General features: G+C 59.1%; 26 protein-coding genes and 1 pseudogene. 21 read left to right on the top strand and 6 right to left on the bottom strand.

The genetic code is table 11. From position 1 onward, the window contains the following. The first annotated feature begins 2 nt into the window (after nucleotides 1-2). The 6 genes from FB555_RS04090 to FB555_RS04065 all read left to right on the top strand — a co-directional run bounded on the left by FB555_RS04090 (nucleotide 3) and on the right by FB555_RS04065 (nucleotide 4511). The gene (locus FB555_RS04090) at nucleotides 3-515 is read left to right on the top strand and encodes a CinA family protein (RefSeq protein WP_182484125.1); all 513 of its coding nucleotides are present in this window, start codon (nucleotides 3-5) and stop codon (nucleotides 513-515) included. A gap of 10 nt (nucleotides 516-525) precedes the next feature. Beyond that, on the top strand, nucleotides 526-1572 hold the full coding sequence (locus FB555_RS04085; RefSeq protein ID WP_182484124.1) for a Gfo/Idh/MocA family protein: 1047 nt from the start codon (nucleotides 526-528) through the stop codon (nucleotides 1570-1572). Between the two features lie 121 nt (nucleotides 1573-1693). Beyond that, nucleotides 1694-2005 (top strand): helix-turn-helix domain-containing protein, encoded by a 312-nt coding sequence (locus FB555_RS04080; protein WP_182484123.1) that lies wholly within the window; start codon nucleotides 1694-1696, stop codon nucleotides 2003-2005. 145 nt (nucleotides 2006-2150) lie between these two features. Continuing rightward, nucleotides 2151-2375: a DUF3046 domain-containing protein gene (locus FB555_RS04075; protein WP_182484122.1), complete on the top strand. Its 225-nt coding sequence runs from the start codon at nucleotides 2151-2153 to the stop codon at nucleotides 2373-2375. 277 nt (nucleotides 2376-2652) lie between these two features. Beyond that, nucleotides 2653-3783, top strand: a complete 1131-nt coding sequence (recA, locus tag FB555_RS04070) for a recombinase RecA (protein WP_246323508.1) — start codon at nucleotides 2653-2655, stop codon at nucleotides 3781-3783. Between the two features lie 2 nt (nucleotides 3784-3785). Next, nucleotides 3786-4511, top strand: a complete 726-nt coding sequence (locus FB555_RS04065) for a regulatory protein RecX (RefSeq protein ID WP_182484121.1) — start codon at nucleotides 3786-3788, stop codon at nucleotides 4509-4511. Nucleotides 4512-4559: 48 nt separating this feature from the next. On the opposite strand, the gene FB555_RS04060 is transcribed toward FB555_RS04065, so the two are convergent. After that, on the bottom strand, nucleotides 4560-5057 hold the full coding sequence (locus FB555_RS04060; RefSeq protein ID WP_182484120.1) for a MarR family winged helix-turn-helix transcriptional regulator: 498 nt from the start codon (nucleotides 5055-5057) through the stop codon (nucleotides 4560-4562). A gap of 45 nt (nucleotides 5058-5102) precedes the next feature. Between FB555_RS04060 and FB555_RS11075 the strand changes: the two genes are divergently transcribed. The 5 genes from FB555_RS11075 (at nucleotide 5103) to FB555_RS04035 (ending at nucleotide 10573) form a co-directional block, all read left to right on the top strand. Then, the gene (locus FB555_RS11075; RefSeq protein ID WP_182484119.1) at nucleotides 5103-5981 is read left to right on the top strand and encodes an EamA family transporter; all 879 of its coding nucleotides are present in this window, start codon (nucleotides 5103-5105) and stop codon (nucleotides 5979-5981) included. A 285-nt stretch (nucleotides 5982-6266) separates the two neighbouring features. Next, the gene (miaB, locus tag FB555_RS04050; RefSeq protein ID WP_182484118.1) at nucleotides 6267-7952 is read left to right on the top strand and encodes a tRNA (N6-isopentenyl adenosine(37)-C2)-methylthiotransferase MiaB; all 1686 of its coding nucleotides are present in this window, start codon (nucleotides 6267-6269) and stop codon (nucleotides 7950-7952) included. 12 nt (nucleotides 7953-7964) lie between these two features. Next, a complete protein-coding gene (miaA, locus tag FB555_RS04045) occupies nucleotides 7965-8972 on the top strand; it encodes a tRNA (adenosine(37)-N6)-dimethylallyltransferase MiaA (RefSeq protein ID WP_182484117.1) in 1008 nt (335 codons plus the stop codon). Next, nucleotides 8965-9651, top strand: coding sequence for a GAP family protein (locus tag FB555_RS04040; RefSeq protein ID WP_182484116.1), 687 nt, complete (start codon nucleotides 8965-8967; stop codon nucleotides 9649-9651). Before miaA ends, FB555_RS04040 begins: the two co-directional genes overlap by 8 nt. Before the next feature lie 169 nt (nucleotides 9652-9820). Next, nucleotides 9821-10573 (top strand): SDR family NAD(P)-dependent oxidoreductase, encoded by a 753-nt coding sequence (locus FB555_RS04035; RefSeq protein ID WP_182484115.1) that lies wholly within the window; start codon nucleotides 9821-9823, stop codon nucleotides 10571-10573. Between the two features lie 47 nt (nucleotides 10574-10620). Here FB555_RS04035 and FB555_RS04030 read toward each other — a convergent pair whose 3' ends face one another. Next, a complete protein-coding gene (locus tag FB555_RS04030) occupies nucleotides 10621-11805 on the bottom strand; it encodes an LLM class flavin-dependent oxidoreductase (protein WP_246323507.1) in 1185 nt (394 codons plus the stop codon). On the opposite strand from FB555_RS04030, the gene FB555_RS04025 reads away from it, so the two are divergent. From FB555_RS04025 to dapF, 4 genes are read left to right on the top strand one after another with little or no spacing between them, the layout of a single operon-like run. Further along, complete coding sequence (locus tag FB555_RS04025) at nucleotides 11804-12778, top strand: ring-cleaving dioxygenase (RefSeq protein WP_182484114.1); 975 nt, start codon at nucleotides 11804-11806, stop codon at nucleotides 12776-12778. The genes FB555_RS04030 and FB555_RS04025 overlap by 2 nt on opposite strands. Next, on the top strand, nucleotides 12775-13473 hold the full coding sequence (locus tag FB555_RS04020) for an alpha/beta hydrolase (protein WP_220475749.1): 699 nt from the start codon (nucleotides 12775-12777) through the stop codon (nucleotides 13471-13473). Before FB555_RS04025 ends, FB555_RS04020 begins: the two co-directional genes overlap by 4 nt. 37 nt (nucleotides 13474-13510) lie before the next feature. Then, nucleotides 13511-14650, top strand: a complete 1140-nt coding sequence (locus tag FB555_RS04015; protein ID WP_182484113.1) for a hypothetical protein — start codon at nucleotides 13511-13513, stop codon at nucleotides 14648-14650. A 9-nt stretch (nucleotides 14651-14659) separates the two neighbouring features. After that, a complete protein-coding gene (dapF, locus tag FB555_RS04010; RefSeq protein ID WP_182484112.1) occupies nucleotides 14660-15577 on the top strand; it encodes a diaminopimelate epimerase in 918 nt (305 codons plus the stop codon). A gap of 280 nt (nucleotides 15578-15857) precedes the next feature. Here dapF and FB555_RS04005 read toward each other — a convergent pair. From FB555_RS04005 to arsD, 3 genes and pseudogenes are all read right to left on the bottom strand, one after another. After that, nucleotides 15858-16049, bottom strand: a pseudogene (locus FB555_RS04005) (helix-turn-helix domain-containing protein); the annotation flags it as partial. Nucleotides 16050-16385: 336 nt separating this feature from the next. Next, complete coding sequence (gene arsA, locus FB555_RS04000) at nucleotides 16386-18176, bottom strand: arsenical pump-driving ATPase (protein ID WP_182484110.1); 1791 nt, start codon at nucleotides 18174-18176, stop codon at nucleotides 16386-16388. Nucleotides 18177-18194: 18 nt separating this feature from the next. Beyond that, on the bottom strand, nucleotides 18195-18626 hold the full coding sequence (gene arsD, locus FB555_RS03995; protein WP_182484109.1) for an arsenite efflux transporter metallochaperone ArsD: 432 nt from the start codon (nucleotides 18624-18626) through the stop codon (nucleotides 18195-18197). 103 nt (nucleotides 18627-18729) lie between these two features. On the opposite strand from arsD, the gene FB555_RS03990 reads away from it, so the two are divergent. The 4 genes from FB555_RS03990 to FB555_RS03975 are packed head-to-tail and all read left to right on the top strand — an operon-like array spanning nucleotide 18730 to nucleotide 20720. Continuing rightward, nucleotides 18730-19083, top strand: a complete 354-nt coding sequence (locus FB555_RS03990) for an ArsR/SmtB family transcription factor (RefSeq protein WP_182484108.1) — start codon at nucleotides 18730-18732, stop codon at nucleotides 19081-19083. Nucleotides 19084-19136: 53 nt separating this feature from the next. Then, nucleotides 19137-19565 (top strand): arsenate reductase ArsC, encoded by a 429-nt coding sequence (locus tag FB555_RS03985; protein ID WP_182484107.1) that lies wholly within the window; start codon nucleotides 19137-19139, stop codon nucleotides 19563-19565. Nucleotides 19566-19597: 32 nt separating this feature from the next. Further along, the gene (locus tag FB555_RS03980) at nucleotides 19598-20251 is read left to right on the top strand and encodes an arsenate reductase ArsC (protein ID WP_182484106.1); all 654 of its coding nucleotides are present in this window, start codon (nucleotides 19598-19600) and stop codon (nucleotides 20249-20251) included. A gap of 28 nt (nucleotides 20252-20279) precedes the next feature. After that, nucleotides 20280-20720, top strand: coding sequence for a hypothetical protein (locus FB555_RS03975; protein ID WP_182484105.1), 441 nt, complete (start codon nucleotides 20280-20282; stop codon nucleotides 20718-20720). Nucleotides 20721-21460: 740 nt separating this feature from the next. Here the strand turns inward: FB555_RS03975 and FB555_RS03970 are convergent. Further along, nucleotides 21461-21619 carry a hypothetical protein gene (locus FB555_RS03970; protein ID WP_182484104.1) on the bottom strand — a complete coding sequence of 53 codons (159 nt, stop codon included), beginning with the start codon at nucleotides 21617-21619 and terminating at the stop codon, nucleotides 21461-21463. Between the two features lie 336 nt (nucleotides 21620-21955). On the opposite strand from FB555_RS03970, the gene FB555_RS03965 reads away from it, so the two are divergent. After that, on the top strand, nucleotides 21956-23653 hold the full coding sequence (locus tag FB555_RS03965) for an Eco57I restriction-modification methylase domain-containing protein (protein ID WP_182484103.1): 1698 nt from the start codon (nucleotides 21956-21958) through the stop codon (nucleotides 23651-23653). Between the two features lie 2 nt (nucleotides 23654-23655). Further along, nucleotides 23656-24393: a PaeR7I family type II restriction endonuclease gene (locus FB555_RS03960; protein ID WP_182484102.1), complete on the top strand. Its 738-nt coding sequence runs from the start codon at nucleotides 23656-23658 to the stop codon at nucleotides 24391-24393. Nucleotides 24394-24408 lie beyond the last annotated feature (15 nt).

The raw sequence follows: 24408 nt of genomic DNA, 5'->3' as shown, positions 1-24408 counted from the left end.
TCATGCTCGCCCCGAAGAATGCTCATGAACCAGCCGTGGAGCACATTGCTCAGCTCGTTCGGCTCATGGCAGCGAGAGGCGTCACCGTTGCGGCAGCGGAGTCCCTGACCGGTGGCCTCGTGGTTGCTGAACTAACAAAAGTTGCGGGGGCATCGGCGGTTGTTCGCGGGGGAGTCGTTGCCTACGCCACGGACCTGAAACACGAGCTCCTGGGCGTGGAGGCATCCTTGTTGGCTGCCGTCGGCCCCGTGGATGCCGAGGTCGCCGGCCAAATGGCCGCGGGGGTTGCCGCAAAACTGGGAGCCACAATTGGTCTCTCTACGACCGGCGTAGCCGGGCCTGACTCCCAGGGCGGGCAGACCGTCGGCACCGTGTACGTGGGGCTTGCCGTTGCCGGACACATCACGACGCACCGTCTTGCACTCACGGGTTCCCGCGAGCAGATTCGCCGGGCCACCGTCGATGCGTGTCTCGAACTTCTCGGCGAAGCGGTAGAAACCCTCACGCAGCCGTAGAGTTTTCACTATGTTCCCTCGTAGCCTTCCGAAGCCCATTGTCCTCGATTCGACCACGGCTCCCGTTTTGCGGTGGGGCATCATCGGGCCCGGGGGAATTGCCCATACCTTCGCGCAGGGACTCCTGGGCAACACGAACCAGCGACTTGTGGCGGTAGCATCGCGTGATCTTGCTCGGGGGCAGGCATTCGCATCCGCTTATGACATTGGCGAAGTGTTCACGGACATGAGGGCCATGGTCGCGTCTGCCACCGTCGACGCGGTCTATGTCTCGACACCTCACAAGTATCACTTCGCGCATGCCATGGTGGCGATCGAGGCCGGCAAGCACGTTCTGGTGGAAAAGCCCTTCACGACAACCGCTGCAGACGCGCGGGCGCTCCTTGAAGCCGCCGCCGCCGCTGGTGTCTTCATAATGGAAGCAATGTGGTCCAAGTACTTGCCGCAATACGACATTGTTCGCCAATTGGTGACCGACGGCGTCTTCGGTGACATCATCCAGATCCATGCGGATCATGGTCAAGACATTGACCACATTGAGCGGGTGAGGGACCTCGAGGGTGGGGGCGGGCTCTTTGATCTCGGGATCTACCCCATTGCGTTTGCCTCGACTGTATTCTCCGAGACACCGAGGGTCACCGCGTCTGGATCTCTGACGGCATCCGGAGTGGATGCTCAGGCCAGCGTTATTCTCGATTACCCCGGGGGAGCGCAGGCGGTTTTGAGTTCGACGATCTTGGCCTGGACGCCCACGCGGGCCAGTATCGGTGGCACTGAGGCAATGCTCGAGCTCAACCCGGGGTTTTATCAGCCCACCGGGCTCACGCTATTTCCGCAAGGCGGTTCGGGAGAGCCATTAATATGGCGGGATGATTCTGGAATCGGGATAGATCTGGGACTTTCCTATGAAACAACGGCATTTGCGCATTATGTAGGAGAAAAACAGGGGGAATCCCCTCTACACTCACATAACGAGGTTGTGCAGAATATGGACATCATCGACCAGGCTCGACACGACATTGGAGCTTTCTTACCCCATGAAAGACCGCGGGAATAAAAGAGCCCTAACCTAAGTTGATACAAGCAGACTCACATCTGACATTCAGCATTTCGTCAGTAGAGTTAATCCAGAAACAATATTTGTACATCGATTGATGTGCTGCGTAGGAGAGGTCCACATGATTCTTGTCAGACAAGAAATAGGCGACGTTCTGCGCGACTACCGTTTGCAGAAAGGTCGCACGTTGCGACAGGTTGCAAGCAAGGCCAGTGTGGCATTGGGCTACCTGAGCGAGGTTGAGCGGGGCCAAAAAGAGGCATCTTCAGAGATTCTTGCTGCGGTCGCTGATGCCCTTGATACCCCCATCTCGACCATCATGCGCGAAGTTGGCGATCGACTCGCTATCGTTGAAGGTCTCGAGCCCATGACCGGGTTTCCCGATACCATTCCCGACGAGTTCGTCAACGACCTCGTTGGTGCAACCAAATAACTAAATAACTAGATTTTCGCAACTGACGCTTTGGCAACAGAGCTAGTTAGGCGTGCAGGGTTGTCGCTTAAGTGCGGTGGCTCTGCACTTTTTCTTTTGATAACCGGATGCCCGCCGCGGCTTCCCCGCAGACATTGGAGTTGCCGTGCGCCTGAGTGAGTTCTGGCAGGCCGTCACCGATGAGTTTGGTGGCCCCTACGGCCGTGTTCTCGTGAGCGACCTCGTGCTGGCCGAGCTTGGCGATCGCACGGCGGCGGATGCCATCGCCACTGGACTCGACACTCGGGACGTCTGGCTGGCGCTGTGTCGCGCCTCGGATGTTCCCCGTCATCGTTGGTATGGCGTGGGCCTCCCGGAGCCCAAGAAGTAAATTTTCGCTCGGGCAACACGCCGCCGTGCTATCGAATATATATTCGAAAAGTACTAGTCTCCTACACATGCCTTGTTGTGTACGCCTTACCCACACGACCGCTCCTGACGACATGAATGTCAGTGGCGAAACGTATGGTCAATCACGTACCCACCACAGCATCCGCCTTGCCGTAAGCACTGCGCAGCGCCCGCCCCGCCATCCTGGCCGATCGGTAGCGAAGCAGCAGCACGACAGCCTTTAGGCGAATCAACCTCGATGAGAAAAGGAGACGGCCATGGCATCTGCCGCTGACCGCGAAAAATCACTAGAAACTGCACTTGCTCAGATCGACCGCCAGTTCGGCAAGGGTTCTGTCATGCGTCTTGGTAGCGACGAACGCGCTCCCGTCGAGGTCATCCCTACCGGCTCGATTGCCTTGGATGTCGCGCTCGGCATAGGCGGATTGCCCCGCGGCCGGATCGTCGAGATTTACGGTCCAGAGTCCTCGGGGAAGACGACCCTCACCCTTCACGCAATCGCCAACGCCCAGCGCAACGGTGGAATCGCGGCGTTCATTGACGCCGAGCACGCGCTCGACCCCGAGTACGCTCGCAAACTGGGTGTCGACATCGATGCTCTCCTTGTCTCTCAGCCAGATACTGGTGAGCAGGCACTGGAGATTGCCGACATGCTCGTGCGTTCGGGCTCCATCGACCTGATTGTCATTGACTCGGTGGCTGCACTCGTGCCACGCGCCGAGATCGAAGGCGAAATGGGAGACACCCACGTGGGGCTTCAAGCGCGCCTCATGTCGCAGGCACTACGAAAGCTCACCGGTGGTCTCAGCACCACCAACACCACCATGATCTTCATCAACCAGCTTCGCGAGAAGATTGGTGTCTTCTTCGGAAGCCCCGAGACGACCTCTGGCGGTAAGGCGCTCAAGTTCTACGCCTCCGTTCGCCTTGACATTCGTCGAATTGAAACGTTGAAGGACGGCACAGAGGCGGTGGGTAACCGCACGCGCGTGAAGGTCGTCAAGAACAAGATGGCACCGCCCTTCAAGCAGGCCGAATTCGACATTCTCTACGGCATTGGTATTTCCCGTGAGGGAAGCCTCATTGACTTCGGTGTTGACCAAGGCATCGTCAAAAAGTCTGGCGCGTGGTACACGTACGGCAGCGATCAGCTGGGGCAGGGTAAAGAGAACTCGCGTAACTTCTTGCTCGACAACCCTGATATTGCTCTCGAAATTGAGAACAAGATTCTCGGCAAGCTCGGAGTCGGCCCTGCCGGCATCGCTGCCAAAGCATTGGCCGACGCCGAAGCAGCAAAGGCTGCCGCGTTGCTCGAGAAGGGTCTGAAAACAGACTCGGCCAGCATGGATGCCTTTGCCGAAAAGCTTGAGGCCCGCAAGGGAGCCTAAGCATGTCAAACGTTACGTTTCTTCCCTGGGTTACCCCCGAAGAAAACTCGACGACCGCGTCTCAAACGAAAGGTCCGTCCGATCCTCCGGGCGGACTTTTCGGCGGTACGACGGCGCATGTCACATTTGTTGAGGCCGTCGAGACGGTCGAAGCCCTCGGGACTGCTCCTGTCGGGACTGGCGATGTTGCCGATGATGCAAGCGATGAGCCCGGGAATGCATTCAACGCGGACAAAGTCGAGGCCACCCTTCTGCGCAAGCTGCATGCTCACGACATGACGGTTCGCGAAGCCGAGATCTGGCTGAACGAACAATTCGCCAGCCGTGAAGAAATTACCGACTGGGTCGAGAAGTTCACTCGTTTGGGCTATCTCAACGATGAACGTCTTGCTGTTGAACTGGCGACCAGATTGAGCGAGCGCAAGGGACAAAGCCGCAGCATCATCTCCCGCGAACTTCGCCGCCGCGGTGTCGATTCTTCCGCGGCTGAAGCCGCGCTCGATGGACTCGACTCCGGTGCCGAAGAAAGTCAGGCGGCGGAGCTAGCGCTTACCCGCGTGCGACAGTTCTCCCGCCTTGACGATGCCACGGCTGAACGTCGCCTCGTAGGCTTCTTGAGCCGTCGTGGTTACACGGGGCAGGTCGTGCGAGAAGCAACCAAAGCGGCAATGGCAACGCGTTCGCCGACTGGCGGCGGCAAAGGCCGCGGAGGCGTCTCCTTCCGCTAGAGATTCCAGTTATTGGTTTCAAAGAGCTATTCCAACGAGTTGTCCTCGCTAGCTGTTCCCGCTCGCCGCGGCTTGGGTGAGGCGTTGAAGCAGGTCTGCCAAGAGTGTTTGCTCCTCGGGGCTGAGAGTTGCCGTCATGGAATGCTCGGTTTCGAGGTGGGCGGGCAAGACCCTTTCGACGAGCTCCTTACCGGCATCGGTGAGGGCCACGACCGTACCGCGGCCATCCGCTGGGTTTTGCTCGCGAGAGACAAGCTCGCGCGTCTCCAGTTTGTTGAGTCTTTGGGCGACCGCGCTCGTCGTAATCATGGCGTCGCGCGATAGTTGAGCCGGAGAAATCACGTACGGTGTTCCGCTGCGCAGGAGCGTGGCCAGCACATCAAACGAGGAGGCGTCGAGGCCATACTGGGCAAACGTATTGTCGAGGCGAGACTGAACGGCGGCGGCGGCACGCGTGAGGCGACCGATAACAGCCATGGGGCTGACATCGAGCTCGGGCCTCTCGACCTTCCATTGCGCGAGAATCTCATTGACGTGGTCTGACATAAGGCCATCCTAGCAAATGCCTTAGCGCTTAGGTATACTAGGTAAGTGCTTAGCAAAAGAATTCTTCTCATCGTGACGACGGCCGTTGCTCCTGCCTTATGGGGAACGACTTATCTGACCACAACAACTTTTTTGCCGGAGGATCGACCGCTCCTCTCGGCCACGTTGCGTGCGCTGCCAGCCGGCATTCTGCTTCTCCTCCTGTCGCGTCGCTTGCCACGCGGTGAATGGTGGTGGAAATCATGGATTCTTGGGGTTCTCAACATCGGAGGCTTCTTTCTTCTCCTCTTCGTCGCGGCCTACAGACTTCCGGGAGGGGTTGCTGCCATCATTGGTGGCGTTCAGCCTCTCCTTGTTGCACTGCTCGCGAGTCAGGTTCTGCGGGAAAGATTGACCTGGCGCGTCATTATTGCTGGTGCTGCTGGCCTGTTCGGGGTATCTCTCATTGTCCTTCATGCACGGGCAAGCCTCGATGTGGTCGGAATTCTCGCGGCCCTCGGCGCGACTCTTTTTATGGCCAGCGGCATCGTGTTCGCCAAGAAGTGGGGGCAGCCCGCGCCTCCCTTGACGACGACAGCCTGGCAACTGATGACCGGCGGAATCACGCTACTCGTCGTCATGCTGCTCGTTGAGGGTATTCCCGTTTCGGTTCTGACCCCCAAAAATCTGCTCGGTTACGCTTACCTTTCCATCGTCGGCACGGCGTTTGCGTATGTCCTTTGGTTTCGGGGACTCGCGGGTCTTCCAGCGAGCACCACGGCATTCCTTGGTCTCTTGAGTCCGGTCGTGGCGATCATTCTCGGCTGGCTCCTAGCGGGAGAAGTTCTATCACCCTTGCAGGTTGCGGGGATCGCCATTGTCCTGGGCGCTATAACCGTTGGAGGTGTCGTTCAGCGGCAGGTGTTGCCGACACGCTCATTGTGAGGAAAATAGATCCTGAACGTGCATCCCCTCACATTCTGGAAGGGTCAAAATCATGTCATTCATTCAATTATGGGATCAACCGCCGGCCGCTGGGTTCGCGCCATCGTCGTTGCGGCGGCCGGAATCTTTGACTTTTGCCTCTTTGCGCCGTTTGCAAAGCGGCCAATGAATGGCAAGAAACTCCGTGCTTCCTATCAGGGAGAAACCAGCAGCGCGCATAGCTAGGTTCGTGCGCGTTCGTTAGGGGCGCGGGGCGGCTTTTGGCGCGCGTAAACTTGTCAAGATATGAGTAACGTCACCGAAGCGCCCACCATCATCCCCGTGTCGGATGCGGCGCTTGACGACTCCGGTCGCCAGCGCACCTTTGAGGTGCGCACTTTCGGTTGCCAGATGAACATTCACGACAGTGAACGTTTGGGTGGGGCCATGGAGGCCGCCGGTTACGTCAAGTTTGAGGTGAGTCCTGAGGCCTTAGCCGACCCAGACTTTAAGCGAAGTGCCAGCTCCGAACAGCCCGACGTGGTCGTCATCAATACCTGTGCGGTGCGCGAGAACGCCGACAACAAGCTGTACGGCAACCTCGGCCACTTGGCTCGCGTGAAAGAGAAACATATCGGCATGCAGATCGCCGTCGGCGGATGCCTGGCGCAAAAAGATCAGAACATCGTGTTAGAAAAGGCTCCCTGGGTTGACGTGGTCTTCGGCACCCACAACATGGGGTCCTTGCCCGGTTTGCTCGAGCGCGCTCGGCACAACGAAGAAGCCCAGATCGAGATTCTTGAGTCCCTCGAGACATTCCCTTCCACCCTTCCCACCAAGCGTGACTCCACCTACTCGGGGTGGGTGTCGATCTCTGTTGGCTGTAACAACACGTGCACGTTCTGTATTGTTCCGAGCCTTCGCGGCAAAGAGATGGACCGTCGCCCCGGCGATATTTTGGCCGAGATAGAAGCCCTCGTTGCCGACGGCGTCATCGAGGTCACGTTGCTGGGCCAAAACGTGAACAGCTACGGCGTTGAGTTCGGTGACCGCGAGGCCTTTGGCAAGCTACTGAGAGCCGCGGGAAAGATTGAAGGGTTGGAGCGCATCCGATTCACCAGCCCGCACCCTGCGGCCTTCACCGACGACGTTATCTTGGCCATGGCTGAGACTCCCGCCGTTATGCCGCAACTTCACATGCCCCTGCAGTCCGGCAGCGATCGCATCTTGAAGTCGATGCGTCGCTCCTACCGCAGCGAGAAGTTCCTCGGAATTCTCGATCGTGTGCGTGCGGCAATTCCCAACGCCGCGATTAGTACCGACATCATCGTGGGATTCCCGGGGGAGACCGAGGAGGACTTTGCCGAGACGCTGCGCGTTGTTGCCGCCTCACGCTTTGCCACGGCCTTTACCTTTCAGTACTCCAAGCGCCCCGGCACGCCGGCCGCCGACATGCCCGATCAGGTGCCCAAGGACGTCGTTCAGGAGCGGTTCCTGCGACTCGTTGCTTTGCAGGATTCGATTGCATTTGAAGAAAACCAACTCCAAGTCGGTCGCACTCTTGACCTGTTAGTGGCCAACAACGAGGGTCGCAAAGATGCCGCCACGCATCGCCTGAGCGGCCGCGCACCGGACTCCCGCCTCGTGCACTTCGAGGTTCCTCACGCTAGCGATATTCCCCGCCCCGGTGACGTTGTGACTGTCACCGTGACCGACGCGAAACCCTTCTTCTTGATTGCCGACGACCCAACCGGAGCACCATTGGTGATCCGCCGAACGCGCGCCGGCGACGCCTGGGACCGCGCGCAAGCCGCCAGCTGCGGTGTTCCCGCATCTGGCGGTGCCAAAAACTTGGGGTCGACGAGCATTGGGTCGACACGCTTGACAACGGCGAGCCTAGGAGCATCAGGCAAACCCGTCATCGGTCTCGGCCTGCCGACAGTGCGTGTTTCGACGACGCCGATCTACGACACGTCTGACGGTCAGCGCTGATGGCTAGCCCTCATGGTGAGCACTCATGATGAGTGCCTTGCCGTGACGATTATCGCGATTGTCGGGGCGACCGGCACGGGAAAGTCGGAGTTGTCGCTGGCGGTGGCGCGGAGCATCCGTGAATCTGGGGGTGCAGCCGAGATTGTTAATGCCGATGCCATGCAGCTCTATCGGGGAATGAATATTGGCACGGCCAAGTTAACTTTGGCCGAGCGCGAGGGAGTGCCGCACCACCTGCTCGATGTGTTGGAGGTTCGGGAAGAAGCCGCCGTCGCCCAGTATCAGAGGCTGGCCCGGGACACCATTGACGCCATCATTGGCCGTGGGGCCGTGCCCATTCTGGTTGGCGGATCGGGCCTCTATGTCTCGAGTGTGCTGTTTGATTTTGATTTTCCGGGACATGACGATGCGGTTCGCGCCCGGCTTGAGGCCGAGCTCGCAGAGCTGGGACCTGGCATTCTTTACCGCCGTCTCAAGGAATTAGCCCCAGCGGCCGCCGAGCGCATCGATGAGAAGAACCCGCGGCGAATCGTGCGTGCGCTTGAAGTGCTCGAGGTGACCGGAGACACCGCCGCTCTCGGTACGTTGCCCGCTAAGCCCGTGTACTGGCGGCCGGCGGTCATCTTTGGGTTGGCCGCCGAACGTGCCGCGTTGGTCGAACGTCTCGATTCTCGGGTGAAGAAAATGTGGGCGGCCGGCCTCGTTGCCGAAGCCGATGCCTTGCGTGAGCACGGTCTCGAGGACGGCGTCACGGCTCGCCGTGCCATTGGCTATGCTCAGGCCCTCGTTCAACTGCAGGGCACGAAGACTCAGGCCCAAGCAATTGAGGAAACCCAGGCCCTCACGCGGCGCTATGCCCGTCGCCAAGTCGGCTGGTTTAAGCGCTACGCCGATCTCGTTTGGCTCACGGCCGGAGATGCGGCAAACGCGGCCATAATCGTTCAGGCCTACGCAGCAGCGAAGGCGCAAGAAACGAACGGGTCGGCGACAATGGAGCTCGCATCGGGCGCTCATGCTTGAGCTGATCTGGCGCATTGCGCCGCTGGGCATCGGGGCCGCGCTTACCCCCTCGCTGCTGTGTCTTCAGATTCTGATGGCGTCGAACACTCCGTGGAAGGCTCGGTCCCTCGCCGTCTTCGCAGGTGCGGCTTCCGCGTTTGCGATCGCCTGCACGGCCCTGCTCTTGGGGGCGGCGTCACTCCCCAAACCCCACACCGGCAGCGATCCGCTCGGCGGCGCCGTCTGGTTGGCCGTGGGGATAATTTTGGCGACAGTATCGGTCTACTTATTCATGCCGCACCCCGAACTTCGCGCCAAAGTCGAGACGTCACTGACGAACCGCATGGGAAAGGCCAAGACGATCACGTTCTTTGCTCTCGCCTTTGCCCTCAGCATCAAAGATGTTTCGAGTTTCGCTTTACTCCTGCCGGCCATCCATGACATTTCTTCCTCGGGTATCGAGTTATTTTGGCAAATCATTGCGGTGGGAGTGCTGTACTTCTTGGCACTGTCACCGGTCATCGTGCCGCCGCTCTGGCGCCTGATTCGGGGTGCCAAAGCCACGGTGTCGCTGGGACACCTCTATCGATTCACGATGGATCACCAATTCGAGATATTGGCGATCGTCTTCGCGATCTTCGCCGTGTATTGCGCTGTCATCGGCGTTGGCACCAGCAAGCTCGGTTGGGCACCCTGGTAGGGCAGGGCACAATAACTTCGATAATCGTGCACAGCATGGATGTTTGCTGGTAGAAACACGAAGACGGTGTGAGAATGGAATAGGTTCCGCGTTCGCAGGGTTGCCTTAAGTGCCGGTCAATGTTTCGGCGTTAGATTTCATGGCACTACCAAGCACAAAGGAGTTCACAATGAGTACTCAATTTGCAGGCAAAACCGCACTGGTCACCGGCGGAGGTTCTGGCATCGGTAAGGCCGTTGCCCTCGCGCTGGCGGCAGATGGCGCCAATGTTGTAGTTAACGATCTGATGCTTGATGTTGCCCAGGCCATTGTCGACACGATTGTTTCCGCGGGCGGAAAGGCAACAGCCGTTGCGGGAAACGTTGGCAAGCCCGAGGACGTGAAAGCGGCTGTGGACAAGGCTGTCCAGACGTATGGCGGGCTCAACCTTGCCGTGAACAACGCAGGCATCGGTGGCCCACTTGGCCCAATTACAGATATTGACATTGATGCTTACAAGCAACTCATCGATATCAATCTTCATTCGGTCTTCTACGGCCTGAAGTACCAGATTCCCGAAATTATCAAGGCCGGTGGCGGCGCCATCGTCAACACGTCTTCAATTCTGGGGCTCGTGGGAGATGCCGGAGCTGCTCCGTACGTCGCGGCTAAGCATGCTGTTTCTGGCTTGACTAAAGCAACAGCACTCACCTATGCCGGCCAAGGTGTTCGCATCAACTCCGTTCACCCTGGTTACATTGACACGCCACTGCTGAGTGGACTTCCCGAGGAGGCCTATAACGGTCTCGTTGGGCTTCACCCCATCGGGCGCCTCGGAACGGCAGAAGAAGTTGCCGACTTGGTCGTCTTCCTCCTTTCGGAGAAGGCAAGCTTCATTACCGGATCTCAGCATGTCGTCGATGGCGGTTACACCGCACGGTAGATATTTACGCGCGGCTCGGGTCGACTGACCCAGAGCGAAGCCCCGTGTTACTTCTTGCCAAGCAAGCGAGTGACGCGGGGCTTTACCTCTGTCGCCAGCAGAGTGAGGTGCTCCAGAAAATGGTCCTGGGGGAGTCCGCCAAAATCGCCCTGTAAGAAATGGCGCATGTGCCCCATGTGGTGGTGGAGGTCTACCATGCGTTCAGCCACCGAATCGGGATCGCCCACGTAATAGGGTCCAGGGAACGTTGCTTGAGATTCGAAGTCGCCGCGACTCGGCGCAGGCCACCCCCGCAACCGTCCCATTTCTTCTTGCAGGTTGTGCCAGCCGGGATAGAAACGGTCCTGAGCCTCGGCGGTAGTGGACGCGACCAATCCCAGGGTGGCGACTGATACCCGGATGTTTTCCCCCGCGTGCCCTGCGGCCGCCGCGGTGCGCCGGTACAGATCCGAGAGGGCAGAGAAGCGTGAGGGGATTCCGCCAATAATGCCGTAGGCGATGGAGAGCCCGAGTTCACCGGCACGTACCGAAGAAGGCGCAGATCCGCCCGTGGCCAACCAGAGGGGGAGTGAACCATGGGTGGGGCGCGGCACCACTACGGCATTTTCGAGCGCGGGGCGCACGGTGCCAGACCAGGTGGTGGAGGCATCCGTGTCGTTATTGAGAGTCATCAAAAGGTCAAGTTTTTCGGCGTAGAGCCGGTCGTAATCGTTCAGGCTGTAACCGAACAACGGGAAGGATTCGACCGAGGACCCGCGGCCGGCCGTAATTTCGACGCGACCACCGGAGATCGCATCGGCTGTGGCGAACTGCTGAAAGATGCGCACGGGGTCATCGGTAGAGATGACGCTCACGCCACTTCCCAGAATGATGTTGGTGGTCGCACCCGCGGCGGCGGCCAAGACCGTGCCGGGGGAGGAGGCCGGCATTGAGAGGGTGTGGTGCTCGCCGACCGCAAAGTAGTCCAGACCAGCTTTGTCGGCGTGAACTATCGCCTCGAACAGGTTGCGAATGGCCTCGGCCGTGCTGCGCAGAGTGCCGTTGTTGTTTCTTTGGGTATCCCCAAAGCTGTAGGCGCCAATTTGCACGGTGTCTCCTTCATTTCTCGAGCCGATTCGGGCCCAAGACACGACCGTCATGAAAGGCAACGCTGGTAAGACCAAAGATATTTCTTCCCAGCCAATGGATACGGTCAGGAATGCCAGCTCGCTCACGCGAGTTACCTCTTTCATGACTGTCACCACATCGGGAATGCACCACGTCACGGCGATTGCTGGCGACCCCCAGAAAAACATTGATTTCTATATTCAGGGCTTGGGCCTTCGGTTGGTGAAGAAGACAGTGAACTTTGACGACCCGGGTACGTATCATCTTTATTACGGTGACACTGCGGGCAACCCCGGCTCGCTCATGACGTTCTTCCCGTGGAAGGGCATTCGCCCCGGAACAGTCGGTGCCGGTCAATCCACCTCCACCGCCTTCTCGGTGCCCGCCGGATCGTTGGGCTTCTGGACCAAGCACTTTGCCGACTTAGGAATACAGGGCACCATCACGAGCACATCCTCATCGGAGGAGCGCCTGCTGGTCAAGGACCCTGATGGCCTCCACATTGAGCTGGTGGCCACTCACGCCGAGGATCCCCGTGATCCTTGGGATTCGGCATCCGTTCCCGCAGAATTCGCGATTCGCGGCCAGCACTCCTCCGTTTTGACGGTGCGAAACCCGCAGACGACCGTGGCCATGATGGTCAACGACCTCGGCATGCACGTGGTGGAAGAAGTCGGCAATCGCACCCGCGTGGGCATGGGGGATGGTGCTCCCGGTGCTCTCGTCGATGTCTTTGGCTCGACGCTGACCCCCGAGGGTTTGCAGGCAGGTGGCACCGTGCACCACATCGCCTTTCGGGTGCCCGACCGGGCAACGCAGGAACTCTGGCGCCAAGACCTTGCCTCGCGCGGACACCAAGTCACGCAGATTCTGGATCGCAGCTACTTCACGTCGATCTACTTTCGGGAACCCGGCGGCGTGCTCTTTGAGATCGCCACGGACACCCCCGGCTTTGACATCGACGAGCCGCTGCTGGAACTTGGCCGCTCGCTGAAACTGCCACCATGGCTCGAGCCCAACCGCGAGCAGATCGAAAATGCCGTCATTCCCATTCACGTTCCCGAAGAGAACAACCCCGAGATCGCGGACGCCGCATGAGCGACAGCGTGGCCACCGACGGCGACATGACGATGACGGATGCTGCAACCCTCGTCAATCAATGGCCCCACGAATTTCATCGCGGCGCTGAGGGCGCCCCCGTGCTCCTGCTGATGCACGGCACGGGTGGCAACGAGGTTGAGATTTCGAAACTCGTCGCTCACCTCGACCCAGAGGCCACGATTCTCGCCCCGCGCGGGCGCGTGACCGAACAGGGCATGAACCGCTGGTTCCGGCGCCTCGGCGAAGGCAACTTCGACGTGGATGACGTCATTGTGCGCGCGGGCGAACTCGCTGGGTTCGTTGAGGCAGCACGGGAGCATTACGGCCTCATCGGTCAGCCGCTCGTTGCCGTCGGATTCTCGAACGGCGCCAACATTGCCCTGGCGACGGCGCTGTTGCATCCCGATGCCGTCTCTAGGGTCGTCGCACTTTCGGGCATGTATCCCTTCGGTGACCGTGATCCCATCACTTTCGACCCTGCCCCGGCCTCTCCGATTGCGCTCCTGTTGCTGAACGGTGCCACCGACCCGATGGCTCCCGCCGCGAGCGTTCGTCATCTCGAGGCTGTGGCCACGGCGCACGGCGTGAGCGTGGAGCGCCACGAGCGCGCCGGTGGCCATGGCATTGATGCGAGCGAGCTGGAGCTCGCCCGGGTTTGGATTCAGAAGAACCAAGAAGTTGCAGGCCAATAAGGTCGCTTAAACCACGTCTGTTTGCGACACTATTGGTATGCCAATGCATGGAGGGCCGCCACGAACCAGTTACATTGCTCCGGTACGTGCTCTCGAGCATGAGGCGAAGGCGCTTCTAGCCGCGGCAATCTTCCTCGGTGTGGGCCTGCTTGTCGGCGGCTTGACAATGTGGGGTGGTGTCTGGCCCCTTTTCGGGGCCAACTCCGTGGGCCAAGTTGCGGCCGCCGTTGGTGCGATAAGTGCCATCCTGAGCTTTCCCGCCGCCTATGTGCCGTCCATCTCGGGTGAAGATGGTTGGCACCGCCGTCACACTCCTCACCTATCGCGCACGAAGCGAGCCTTTGACACGTTTGGCCTCGCTGTGTGTCACGGCGCCATTATTTTGCTCGCCATCTTGACGATCTTCACACTCATGCAAAGCGTCTTCGGGGACGTAAAATTTGATGTTCTTGCGGGTTCCATCTGCGTGGGGGTTGCCAGCTCGATTTCGGCCTATTTCTCGTATCTGTCGGGGGCAAACGTGTCCTCGACCTCCTTGGCTAACGTGTTTGTCGTCTTCCTCGTCAGTGGCGGGGTGGCCAGCATGTTGGCGGCGACCGATAGCCGCTGGTTTGACATGAATCTGAGCGCCCTGGGCATCACAGATGGGTTCGCCGGCTTCACGTTCAACGTCACCGTGGCTTTATCTGGCGTGATTATCATCGTTTTGGCCGACTACCTCGTCAATGATGTGGATACCGTTTTCAAGCGCCGGCCACATTATCGACCGTGGCGCACGCGCGTCATCCGCTGGTCATTTCTCGGCTTGGGCGTCTCCCTCGTGATCGTCGGGCTGATTCCAGTCAACCAATCCCTCATTGTGCATAACATTGCCGCAAACGCTCTGACTATTATTTTCCTATTTCTCCTCGTCTTTAACCGCTTAATCGTTCCCGGGTTTCCCGCCATGTTTTACATTGCTGACTGGATTCTGGTGGCCTCGTTGGCGGTTGCGGCGGTGCTGTATTACCCGGTGCAGTACTTCAACTTGACCTCCTATGAGATGCTCACGGGCTCCCTGATTTTCTGTTGGATTGTCATCTTTGTGCGCAACTCTTCGGCGGCTCTCGCCGACGGCGACGACGTCGCGCGCGTGCCTGTCGCGCCTCCTAAGAGATCCATCCCTCTCACGCCGTAGGCTTGAGCCATGGCAACGGCACTGCACTTCACCAAGGGACACGGCACCGGCAACGACTTCGTGTTGTACAGCGACCCCGAGGGCGAGCGGCCGCTGAGCCCCGGCCAAATTGCGAGTCTGTGCGATCGTCACTTCGGCATCGGGGCTGACGGCGTGATCCGTGCGGTGAAAAGCAAGAACCTCAATACCTTGCGCAGCGATGGTGCTTTAATACCGGATCCCGCGGGAGCCTCAGCCCTCACCGAAGATTCCGCCGCCGAATGGTTCATGGATTATTACAACGCCGACGGCAGCCTGAGCGAGATGTGTGGCAACGGAATCCGCGTGTATGCCAAGTATTTACTCGAGTCAGGTCTGGCCGTTATCAACCCTGGCGACACGATGGCTATTGGCACGCGCGGAGGAGTGCGGGATCTCACCAACAGTGGCAATAATTTTCAGGTCGACATGGGGCGCTGGCGCTTCGATGGCGGCGAACCGCTCGTGCGCGTCAAGGGTGTGGCCGTTCAGCGCCCGGGTATCGGCATCAACGTGGGGAACCCGCATGTGGTCGTCGCGCTCTCGCACGATGCCGAGCTAGACGGTGCGGATTTGACGTTCGTTCCTCAGCTCGACCCGGCGACGCCCGAAGGTGCCAACGTGGAACTCGTGGTCATGCGCGACCCTATGGTCAAAGATGGCGTGGGCCAGATTCGTATGCGCGTGCACGAGCGCGGGAGCGGCGAAACGCTCAGCTGTGGCACCGGAGTTGTGGCAGCAGCGTTGGCAACCCGGCACTGGGCTGGCGCCGGCGCCCCCAATAGTTGGCGCGTCGAGGTGCCCGGTGGATCGTTGGCCGTGCGCATGTTTCCCACCGAGGAGGGCGAGCATGTATCACTTTCCGGCCCGGCTGAGCTGGTATTTACTGGGATCGTCGAACTCGCGTAGTTCGCTCGCGATCGATAGACCTAGCGGGCCTTTTGGTGACCGACGTTCGGTCATCCATAATCAAACGGTCACCAGTGGTGACCTCCCGAGAGATTCCTTCACCGGGAGGTCGCAAATGGTCGATTTGCGGTGAAAAATGCAGCCATTTGGGGCGACTCGATACGCCATAGGGTCTTCATTGCGACCACTAGTGACCAGTCGATTCTTCAGACGGAAATCTCGAGTGGACGGCTCTACGATTGCCGCGTTGGCGAGTGAATCGTGAGCGGGAATGTCTCGATTACGAGGTGGTTGCCTTGGTATCTTGGGCAACGGGTGTTGTCGGTGCGAGCTCAAGGAGCACGCGATAGCCGACCGCGCGCGCGTAGCGCTGGATTATTTGAATTTTTGGGCTTCCTCCCATGAGCTCGAAGTCTGAGATGACGGACTGATGAGTCTCCATGAGTTTGGCAACGTCTGTCTGGGTCATCCCGGCAGCCTTCCGATGTGAGAAATATCATTTCTAAACGATAAAAGTTTAATCCGATATTTGTCGTTGTCGCCATAACTTTCTCCGTTTGATCGAAAGGTTCATCCAGGAGGGTGGTGTTTTCTTTGTCTTTGTTGATCCCGGCAAAAAGCACCACGTTGCAACCTTTCTCAAGCTCAGGTGAGAAAAGCACGCGTCCGATTCGATGGTCCAATGTAATTCGGACTTCCCAGAGTCCTCGACTGAGAGAGGCGACATCGACTGAATAAAAGTCAAATGCCAATCGCAGAGGGGCCTATGGAGGAGGCGAACCGGCGGAAAGCCGCTGAAGACCCGCGCCTAGCGCCCGAGCGCCGTCAACCGCGCCTCACCGATGGGCTCCTCGGCCAGCAACGGAATGACCGCCACCCGCGGCGCCAATTCCTCGACCCGCGCAATCTGCGGCAATTCGTTGGCCGCCCGCTGACGCAGAAACGGGCTCGACGGCCCCGCAGCTGCGAGCGAGTTGTTGACCACCCATGCGTAAGGAGCAATGCCAGCCCGCTTCAGATCATCCTGCAATTCGGCCGCCTCCATCACCGGGGTGGGCTCGGCCAGGGTCACAATAACGACCTTGGTAGCAACCGGATCCTGCAACCGCATCAAGGGCGTGATGTACGCAATCGAGTCACCCATTTGCCGGGCGACCTCGCGGTGGTAGGAGCCCGCGGCATCCAGAAGCAAGAGGGTATGCCCGGTGGGAGCAGTATCAACGATCACGAACTTATTTTGCGACTCGTGTACGGCCCGCGAGAACTGCTGAAAGACCGCAACTTCTTCGGTGCAGGGGGACTGCAGGTCTTCCCACAGCGCCGCCTTGCCAATGTCATCGAGCTTGGAACCCTTGCTCTTCATCACACGATCACGATAAATCTGCGTCGCCGACTCGGGGTCAATGCGCGTCACCGTGAGGCTCGGCACCTCACCCTGCAGGGTCTCCGAGAGGTGCGCCGCCGGGTCGGTCGTGGTGAGGGTAACGTCGTGTCCGCGATGGGCGAGCGCCACCGCAATGGCCGCCGCAACCGTGGTCTTGCCCACACCACCCTTGCCCATGCACAGCACCAAGCCGTGCTCGTCGGCCTCCAGCTGGTCGATGATGGCACGCAGGGGTGCATGAGGAGCCTCCATAACGCCCAATACCCAGGGTGCTCCGCCAACACCCTCTTCGTGCTCAACCGCTTGTTCATCTGCGAGCAGCCCCACGAGGGCCTCAACGCCCATCATGTTGGCAATCTTCAGATCGATGATGTCGGTGGTGATCGCCGCCAGGGCGGCAGGCATCTGGGCAATAGCAGCGGATTCGCGGGTACGGATGGCGGTGGTCAGCTCGTCCTCACTGGCACCAGGTTTGGCGCCAACACTGGCCGGCAGTACCCCGTTGATTACAAGGTTGGTGCACGCAATGTCGATGGTGGCCAACTCGCTGAGGGTGCGGGCAGCCTCGGCCAGCGATGACTTTTGCGCACGAGAGACGAGTACCAGACGCGTTATGGCGGGATCCTTCAAGGCATCCACCGCGCGCGCGTAGGTCGCACGCTGTTTCTCCAGACCGGACAGAGGTCCCAGGCACGAGGCATCGCCTTTGCCTTCGTTCAAGAAGTCAGTCCACGATCCGGGCAGTTGCAGCAACCGAATGGTGTGCCCCGTGGGAGCGGTATCAAAGATGACGTGGTCATAGGCCGCGGTCAGTTCGGGGGTGGCTAACAAGTCGGTGAACTCGTTGAACGACGCAATCTCCGTGGTGCACGAGCCCGAAAGCTGCTCGGTCATGAGGGTGATCTCCACCGCCGGCAACAAGTCGCGCACAGGCGCAATGATGCGTTCGCGGTAGGCGGCAGCTGCCTGCTCGGGGTCAATCTCTAGCGCCGAGAGCCCCACAACGTGGGGGATTGGCGTAATGGTGTTCCCAATGTGGATGCCCAACACCTGCCCCACATTCGACGCCGGATCAGTGCTCACCAGCAGAACGCGTTGACCGGCGTGGGCTAGACGAATAGCGGTCGCACAGGCAACGGAGGTCTTGCCGACCCCACCCTTGCCGGTGAAAAAGAGAAAGCGGGGAGGGGTATCGAGAAACGCGAGCGTCGTCATGGGATTGTCCGTTACTAACTAGCAGCAACCGGAGGGGCCACACACGTTGCCTGGAGCCGAATCGGCGTTGGCATCAGTGCTCACGTCGATCATGGTCAGCAGCGGCCGAGCTGCGGGTGCGCTCGCCGGGGCGACAGCACCCAATCCGGCAAACTTCAGCAACTGCTCGCGCGTGGGGTACTGACCTGTCATGACGGTCACGCCATCCACGGTGGTCAGTGGCAAACCTTCGCTACCAGCGACTTCGAGAAAAGACTTGGCGGTCTCGCTGCTGACAAAGGCCATCGGGTCATTGGCCATGTTGTGACGCTCAATGTCACCGTTCTGCGACTTGATGAAGGCCATGTCGGCTGTAAACACGACGAGGCTGTCGTCACTGTCTGCAGCCATGTCTGGGCCACACACTCCGGTGTTGCAACACAGTGCTGGTTCAAAAACGCGGACTTGCATGGCATTTCTCCTAACAAAATAAATACATTATTCGCATCGATTGTTTTCGATATGTTCACTCTACGCCTGTTCATATCGTAATTTATCGATATATGCTGAACGTATGTCCACCACCGCGATTCTTTTCCCCGAGGCCGCTACAACAGCCTCGCCCCTCACCAAGCGCGCCCAGCAGCTCAAAGCTCTCGGCGACGAAACGCGCCTCACCCTGCTGCTCAACGTTGCGGCCAGCACCGGCGATAACGGCGCCTGCATCTGCGATCTCACGCCCGAGACGCAGCTCGCCCAAAGCACACTCAGCCACCACATGAAGGTGCTCGTCGACGCCGACCTCGTCACCCGTACTCAGCGTGGAAAGTGGGCCTACTTCGAGCCCACCACCGAAGGCCGCTCGGTCATCACGGCTCTGGGCCTCGACGAACTGGTCGACCCTCGCCTCATCTCCTCCTGCAGCTAGCCCCTTCACGACCCTTAACCTCCCGTCCACCAACAGAAGGCATCCTGAATCTCATGACCCCCACGAACGCCGCCACACAGCCCAAGCCCACCGTTCTTTTCGTCTGCGTTCACAACGCCGGCCGCTCGCAGATGGCCGCCGGTTACCTGCAGGCTCTCGCGGGGGACCGCATCCAGGTTCTCTCCGCCGGCTCCGCCCCCAAAGACACGATCAACACGGTTGCCGTTGCCGCCATGCTCGAAGAGGGCATCGATATCGCCACCAACACCCCCAAGATTCTCACCGATGAGGCCGTGCAAGATAGCGATGTCGTCATCACCATGGGATGCGGTGACGCCTGCAAGTTCTACCCCGGTAAGCGCTACGAAGACTGGCAGCTGGATGACCCCGCAGGCCAGGGTATCGAGGCCGTTCGCCCCATTCGTGACGACATTCGCGCGCGCGTCGAAGCCCTCATCGCCGACATCGCCCCCGCTGCCTAAACCCCCTCTCAACCTGACGCCAAGGAGACCCCATGTCCACGATTGAAGAGCAGCGGGGTCTGCCCGGCTTGGCATTCCCCGAGGAATCCCTCAAGCGTCTAGCGACCGAATTGGCCACCGAGTACGAGGGCATTTTCTCGGCCCAGACCGTGGGCCGCTACGTGCTGGAATCCTACGCGGCACGCCTGCGCACCAGCACCATCAAGGCGCACCTCATCACCACGACGGCACGTTTCGTGCGCGAGCGTCTCACCGCCCTGGCCCAGACGCTGGATGCTGCCCCCAAGGATGTTCCCGAAGTTCTCTTCGTGTGCGTGCAGAACGCGGGCCGCTCGCAAATGGCCATGGGGCTCATGAACGAGCTGGCTGGTGGGCGCGTGCACGTGAGGTCGGCGGGGTCGATGCCGGCATCCGACATTTCAGCCACCGTTATTACCGCCATGGATAACATCGGTATCGATATCACCAGTGAGTTTCCGAAGCCGCTCACCGACGATGTCGTTCAAGCCGCGGATGTTGTGATCACCATGGGCTGTGGCGACGCCTGCCCCGTGTACCCAGGCAAGCGCTACATCGACTGGAACCTGCCCGACCCCGACGGCATGTCGGCCGAAGGCGTGGCCGAGGTGCGGGAGCAGATTCGCGTGCTTGTTCAGCAGTTGCTCGCCGAGCTTTCTCCCAGCTAGCGCCCATCCTCCCCGATAACCTAAAGTCATGCGCTCTCACACATTGATCAAGCCCCTGTTCGCAACGCTGGCCGTGGCAACCCTTGCGTTAGGGCTGACCGCGTGCAATCAAATCCCCAGCTTGAACGCTGCGGACAACGCGGCTAACAAGACAGCTTGTGGGGCGATAACGGGGCCCATCGGCGAGGTCACATCGAAGTTGACCTCGGGCGATCTTGTGGCGCTCGCAACGGTGGCATCGGCCATTCCGGCCCAGGTCGACACTGCGCTCTCGCACGTCACTGACGGCCCTCTCACAGAAGCTTTAACGGATCTCAAAACCCAGGTCACCACCCTCACCGTTGGCGACAATTCGGGCCTTGCCCAGTTCTTAGCTACTGGCACCATGCCTGACCTGGGCGGCGTCACCGGTGCTGTTGCCGGCATCACGGCTCGTTGCGCCATCCTGAGCGCGACCCCAAGCCTCTAACGCAGGGCGCCCTTCAGCCGAACTGGCGCATGCAGGTTAAATATCAGCCGCCCCGGGGCGTCCTGAGAATTCTGGGGCGTGACGCCTGACTTTTTGACTAGAAACTAGTCGACCAGGCTACTCGCGCTGCCTTTGTGTGAACCCGAGCAGGGCGACCCGAGAATCGGGAGCCTGAATTTCAACGAGAAAATCGGCAACGGCAACGGCAACGGCCCTAGGTACTCACCCATCCGCGGCGACGTTCGGCCGGAGTTGGGATCGTGATCGGTTCCGGCGTGTTCAGCGTCCGCGCAGCAAGAAGCGAGGGACGGTTAGTGATCAAAATATCCGCGTGGATCTCGCTAGCTGCCGCCACCAGGAGGGAATCCCTTTCGAAGGTGTCCGACGGCGGTGATCCGTACCCTCAAGCAACGAGTCGGGCTAAGTGTCCCATGAGGCCGCCGACGACGGCGCTGGATGTCAAATGCTTTCCATCTGAGTACCAGAGTCTGGGGGGATGTAATGCCGCCCGGCTCACTCACCTCCGCGACGAGCCATCCAATCGCGGCACCGAGCCAGAAATCTGATTCGGTTACCGGGGTGCCCTTCGGCCCACCGTCGTAGCTTGACAAATGGATGTGTACGTGATCCTGAGTGGCGAGACCGAAAACGAGGTCATGCAATTCAACAGCGTCGGGGTGGCCACTAACAGTGTCCGCGTCGATAACTTCGAGCAGGTCTCGTTCAACCCGGTCACCCTTTTAGAGCGGTTTCTTCATGCCGGATGACGACGACGCCACTCTCATGAGGATCACTCGCTCCTCTTCCCACTGGCACTCGGCATCGGTGATGCGAACCGCAAGGGTGCGCATCTGACAGGTGGATCCCGCGCGCTGTGGGTTTCCGGATGTCTCACTCATTTGAGCCACCTCCTCATCCTTGATGCGGCCGATGAACCGGAATGGTTCCTCTTGAAATCTCAGGGGAGTGAGGGGTGGATGACGAATTATGCGCTCATCTCGGAATTGTTCAGTATCCGGACCGAAGTAGCTCGTTGTGGAATCGTGATTGTTTGGCCATTGAAGAGATTGGTCGCGGTCCTCATAATCGGGCGCAGAATGATGAGGGAATGTTCGCGAGGAAATAAATTAACGAGAAAAGGACGCATCGATACTTCTCCAACACGACACGACACGACTTGACAGTGACCCGGCCGGGTCTGCGATGTCAGTAGCGCTGGCTACGCTGGAGAGACGATGACGATTTTCCTGACTTCAGCTTCCACGACTGCCCTGATTTCTGCTGAGCAAAGCTACGGGAATGAAGAGAAGAAGCGCGGCGCCATTTTCACGAAGCACTCTGTCGTGGATTTCATGTTGGATTTGATCGGATACGTCCCAAGCGCAAATCTGCACGAGAAACGGCTTCTCGAACCGTCATTTGGGGGCGGTCGATTTGTGCTCTCTGCAGTCGATCGACTTATCAGTAGTTGGAAGCTAAGTGACAAGCATGATTCATACGAAGCGCTTCTTGATTCAATACGCGCGGTCGAGCTCGACACACAGACTTTCCTTGGATTTAAGGCAGAGCTGAAGAGTCATCTGATGGGCCACGGCATTGCCAAGGCCGCGTCGATACACCTCGTCAACACATGGCTCATTCACGACGATTTCTTGTGGACTGAGTTTCTGGAAGGGTTCGATTTCATCATCGGGAACCCACCATATGTTCGTCAGGAACTGATCGTCCCAGATTTGCTAGCTGCCTACCGGAGGTCATTTCAAACGATGGTCGGTCGGGCCGATCTATATGTTCCGTTCATTGAGCGATCGCTTGATCTCTTGAAGCCCAATGGGCAATTCAGTTTCATCTGTGCCGACGCCTGGGTGAAAAACGAGTATGGACGTTTACTGCGGCAAAAGGTCGCGGATGATTTCCACCTGCGCTTCTATGTGGACATGTACGGAGTCTCCGCCTTTGAAGTTAGCGTCGGAGCATACCCGTCAATCACTGTCATCGAGCGGGCCAAGCCGGGCGTTAGCCGTGTTGCAAAGTCCGAATCCGCGGACCGAAATTATCTCTCCGGTCTTCGCGACGCACTCTTAGAACCCGATGGACCAGGTAAGAGAGTAGCGGTTAGCGAGATTGATCGCGTCGCCAATGGGGCCAACCCGTGGCTCCTGAGCGTAAATCACTCGTTGTCCATCATCCGCGACATGGAATCGCGATTTCCGACGTTGCAAGATGCCGGCTGCCGGATAGGCATTGGTGTCGCTACCGGCGCAGATAAAGTCTTCATCGCACCATTCGATGAGCTCGACGTCGAGGATGACCGAAAGCTACCTCTTGCCACGAACAAGGATGTAGAGGGAGGGCGGCTAAAATGGACCGGAAAGGGTGTTGTTAACCCTTACACAGACGCAGGCCGGCTGGTCGATCTCGCGGAGTATCCGCGTCTCGCCGCACATCTTGAACAGCACCGTGGGGTTCTTGAGAAGCGTCACACCGCGAAGGCAGACATTGTTCGCCGCTGGTACAAGACGATTGACCGCGTCACACCCAGTCTGATGCTGGAGCCAAAGCTTCTTATTCCAGATATCAAGGGGAATGGCGACGCAATCGCATACGACCCGGGGACTCTCTATCCGCACCACAACCTTTACTTCATTACTTCGAGCGCCTGGAACTTACGCGCACTGCAGGCGCTCTTGCGCTCGGGCATTGCCCACATGTTTGTTGAGGCCTATTCGGTGAAGATCGGCGGCGGGTATCTGCGGTTCCAAGCGCAGAACCTGCGGCGGATTCGGATTCCGCGTTGGGATGAGGTGGCGCTCGTCGATCAGCAGGAAATGACCAGCGCTGGCGAGGCAGGGGAAAAGCTCTCGGCAGAGCTACTGGAGCGTATTTACCAACTTGAAACCGGGGACCTTGCGTTCCTCGAAGGAGAAAACTAAACATGGGGATCGACCTCGCAAACTACGAGAAAAAAACCGCAGATGCTGTCAGCATGTTTTGGCTGACTCGGACAGTGGCGGCAGAGAAACAGCTGAGGAAAGGCCGGGCCGATCAGGGCGAGCGCGCCGGAGTTACGTCTGGCAAGAACATGGACGGATTTGTGAAGCTCATTGCTGATCTGGTCAAGGTTAACGGCCTGCATGATGCGCAGGTCTGCACCTCTAAGGGGCTCGTCACCCTTCCCGGCTACTTCCGACCGACCAAAGACTGGGATGTACTGGTGATCCGCCAGGGAAGGCTCATCGCGGCAATTGAGTTAAAGAGTCAGGTCGGACCTTCGTTTGGCAATAACTTTAACAACCGGACTGAAGAAGCTATCGGCACGGCGCACGACCTGTGGACTGCCTTCCGCGAAGGTGCGCTCGGGGAGCAATCACGTCCGTTCGTGGGATGGATCGTGCTCGTCGAGGACGCCATCAAGTCGCGAAAGCCGGGTCAGCGCGACGCCTCGAAGCACTTCCCGACCTTCCCTGAATTCAAGAACGCTTCGTATTTGCAGAGGTACGAGATCTTCTGTCGCCGCTTGGTGCAGGAGAACCTCTACACCGAGGCAACCCTAATCACCTCGACACGCGAAGGTGGTATTGATGGTGAGCATGGCGTCATGAGCGACATCACTAGTTTCAAGCGATTCGTTGCTTCATTCTCAGGGCACATCGCGGCGGAGGCTGCCCTCTAAGCGCGGAATCGTTCC

Source organism: Alpinimonas psychrophila, assembly GCF_014137865.1.
Lineage (GTDB): Bacteria > Actinomycetota > Actinomycetes > Actinomycetales > Microbacteriaceae > Alpinimonas > Alpinimonas psychrophila.
Note: the sequence above shows the minus strand (reverse complement) of the source record. Positions and strands in the feature narration are given on the sequence as shown.

What these genes read in the sequence shown, in the direction of transcription:
- FB555_RS04020 (WP_220475749.1), top strand. Translation starts at nt 12,775, where the DNA reads ATGAGCGACAGCGTGGCCACCGACGGCGACATGACGATGACGGATGCT.
- FB555_RS03970 (WP_182484104.1), bottom strand. Translation starts at nt 21,619, where the DNA reads ATGAGTGAGACATCCGGAAACCCACAGCGCGCGGGATCCACCTGTCAG.
- FB555_RS04040 (WP_182484116.1), top strand. Translation starts at nt 8,965, where the DNA reads ATGCTTGAGCTGATCTGGCGCATTGCGCCGCTGGGCATCGGGGCCGCG.
- FB555_RS03975 (WP_182484105.1), top strand. Translation starts at nt 20,280, where the DNA reads ATGCGCTCTCACACATTGATCAAGCCCCTGTTCGCAACGCTGGCCGTG.
- FB555_RS03960 (WP_182484102.1), top strand. Translation starts at nt 23,656, where the DNA reads ATGGGGATCGACCTCGCAAACTACGAGAAAAAAACCGCAGATGCTGTC.
- FB555_RS04025 (WP_182484114.1), top strand. Translation starts at nt 11,804, where the DNA reads ATGACTGTCACCACATCGGGAATGCACCACGTCACGGCGATTGCTGGC.
- FB555_RS04015 (WP_182484113.1), top strand. Translation starts at nt 13,511, where the DNA reads ATGCCAATGCATGGAGGGCCGCCACGAACCAGTTACATTGCTCCGGTA.
- arsD (WP_182484109.1), bottom strand. Translation starts at nt 18,626, where the DNA reads ATGCAAGTCCGCGTTTTTGAACCAGCACTGTGTTGCAACACCGGAGTG.
- FB555_RS03985 (WP_182484107.1), top strand. Translation starts at nt 19,137, where the DNA reads ATGACCCCCACGAACGCCGCCACACAGCCCAAGCCCACCGTTCTTTTC.
- FB555_RS04080 (WP_182484123.1), top strand. Translation starts at nt 1,694, where the DNA reads ATGATTCTTGTCAGACAAGAAATAGGCGACGTTCTGCGCGACTACCGT.
- recA (WP_246323508.1), top strand. Translation starts at nt 2,653, where the DNA reads ATGGCATCTGCCGCTGACCGCGAAAAATCACTAGAAACTGCACTTGCT.
- FB555_RS04065 (WP_182484121.1), top strand. Translation starts at nt 3,786, where the DNA reads ATGTCAAACGTTACGTTTCTTCCCTGGGTTACCCCCGAAGAAAACTCG.
- FB555_RS03980 (WP_182484106.1), top strand. Translation starts at nt 19,598, where the DNA reads ATGTCCACGATTGAAGAGCAGCGGGGTCTGCCCGGCTTGGCATTCCCC.
- miaA (WP_182484117.1), top strand. Translation starts at nt 7,965, where the DNA reads ATGGTGAGCACTCATGATGAGTGCCTTGCCGTGACGATTATCGCGATT.
- arsA (WP_182484110.1), bottom strand. Translation starts at nt 18,176, where the DNA reads ATGACGACGCTCGCGTTTCTCGATACCCCTCCCCGCTTTCTCTTTTTC.
- FB555_RS03990 (WP_182484108.1), top strand. Translation starts at nt 18,730, where the DNA reads ATGTCCACCACCGCGATTCTTTTCCCCGAGGCCGCTACAACAGCCTCG.
- miaB (WP_182484118.1), top strand. Translation starts at nt 6,267, where the DNA reads ATGAGTAACGTCACCGAAGCGCCCACCATCATCCCCGTGTCGGATGCG.
- dapF (WP_182484112.1), top strand. Translation starts at nt 14,660, where the DNA reads ATGGCAACGGCACTGCACTTCACCAAGGGACACGGCACCGGCAACGAC.
- FB555_RS04085 (WP_182484124.1), top strand. Translation starts at nt 526, where the DNA reads ATGTTCCCTCGTAGCCTTCCGAAGCCCATTGTCCTCGATTCGACCACG.
- FB555_RS04030 (WP_246323507.1), bottom strand. Translation starts at nt 11,805, where the DNA reads ATGAAAGAGGTAACTCGCGTGAGCGAGCTGGCATTCCTGACCGTATCC.
- FB555_RS04090 (WP_182484125.1), top strand. Translation starts at nt 3, where the DNA reads ATGCTCGCCCCGAAGAATGCTCATGAACCAGCCGTGGAGCACATTGCT.
- FB555_RS04035 (WP_182484115.1), top strand. Translation starts at nt 9,821, where the DNA reads ATGAGTACTCAATTTGCAGGCAAAACCGCACTGGTCACCGGCGGAGGT.
- FB555_RS03965 (WP_182484103.1), top strand. Translation starts at nt 21,956, where the DNA reads ATGACGATTTTCCTGACTTCAGCTTCCACGACTGCCCTGATTTCTGCT.
- FB555_RS04060 (WP_182484120.1), bottom strand. Translation starts at nt 5,057, where the DNA reads ATGTCAGACCACGTCAATGAGATTCTCGCGCAATGGAAGGTCGAGAGG.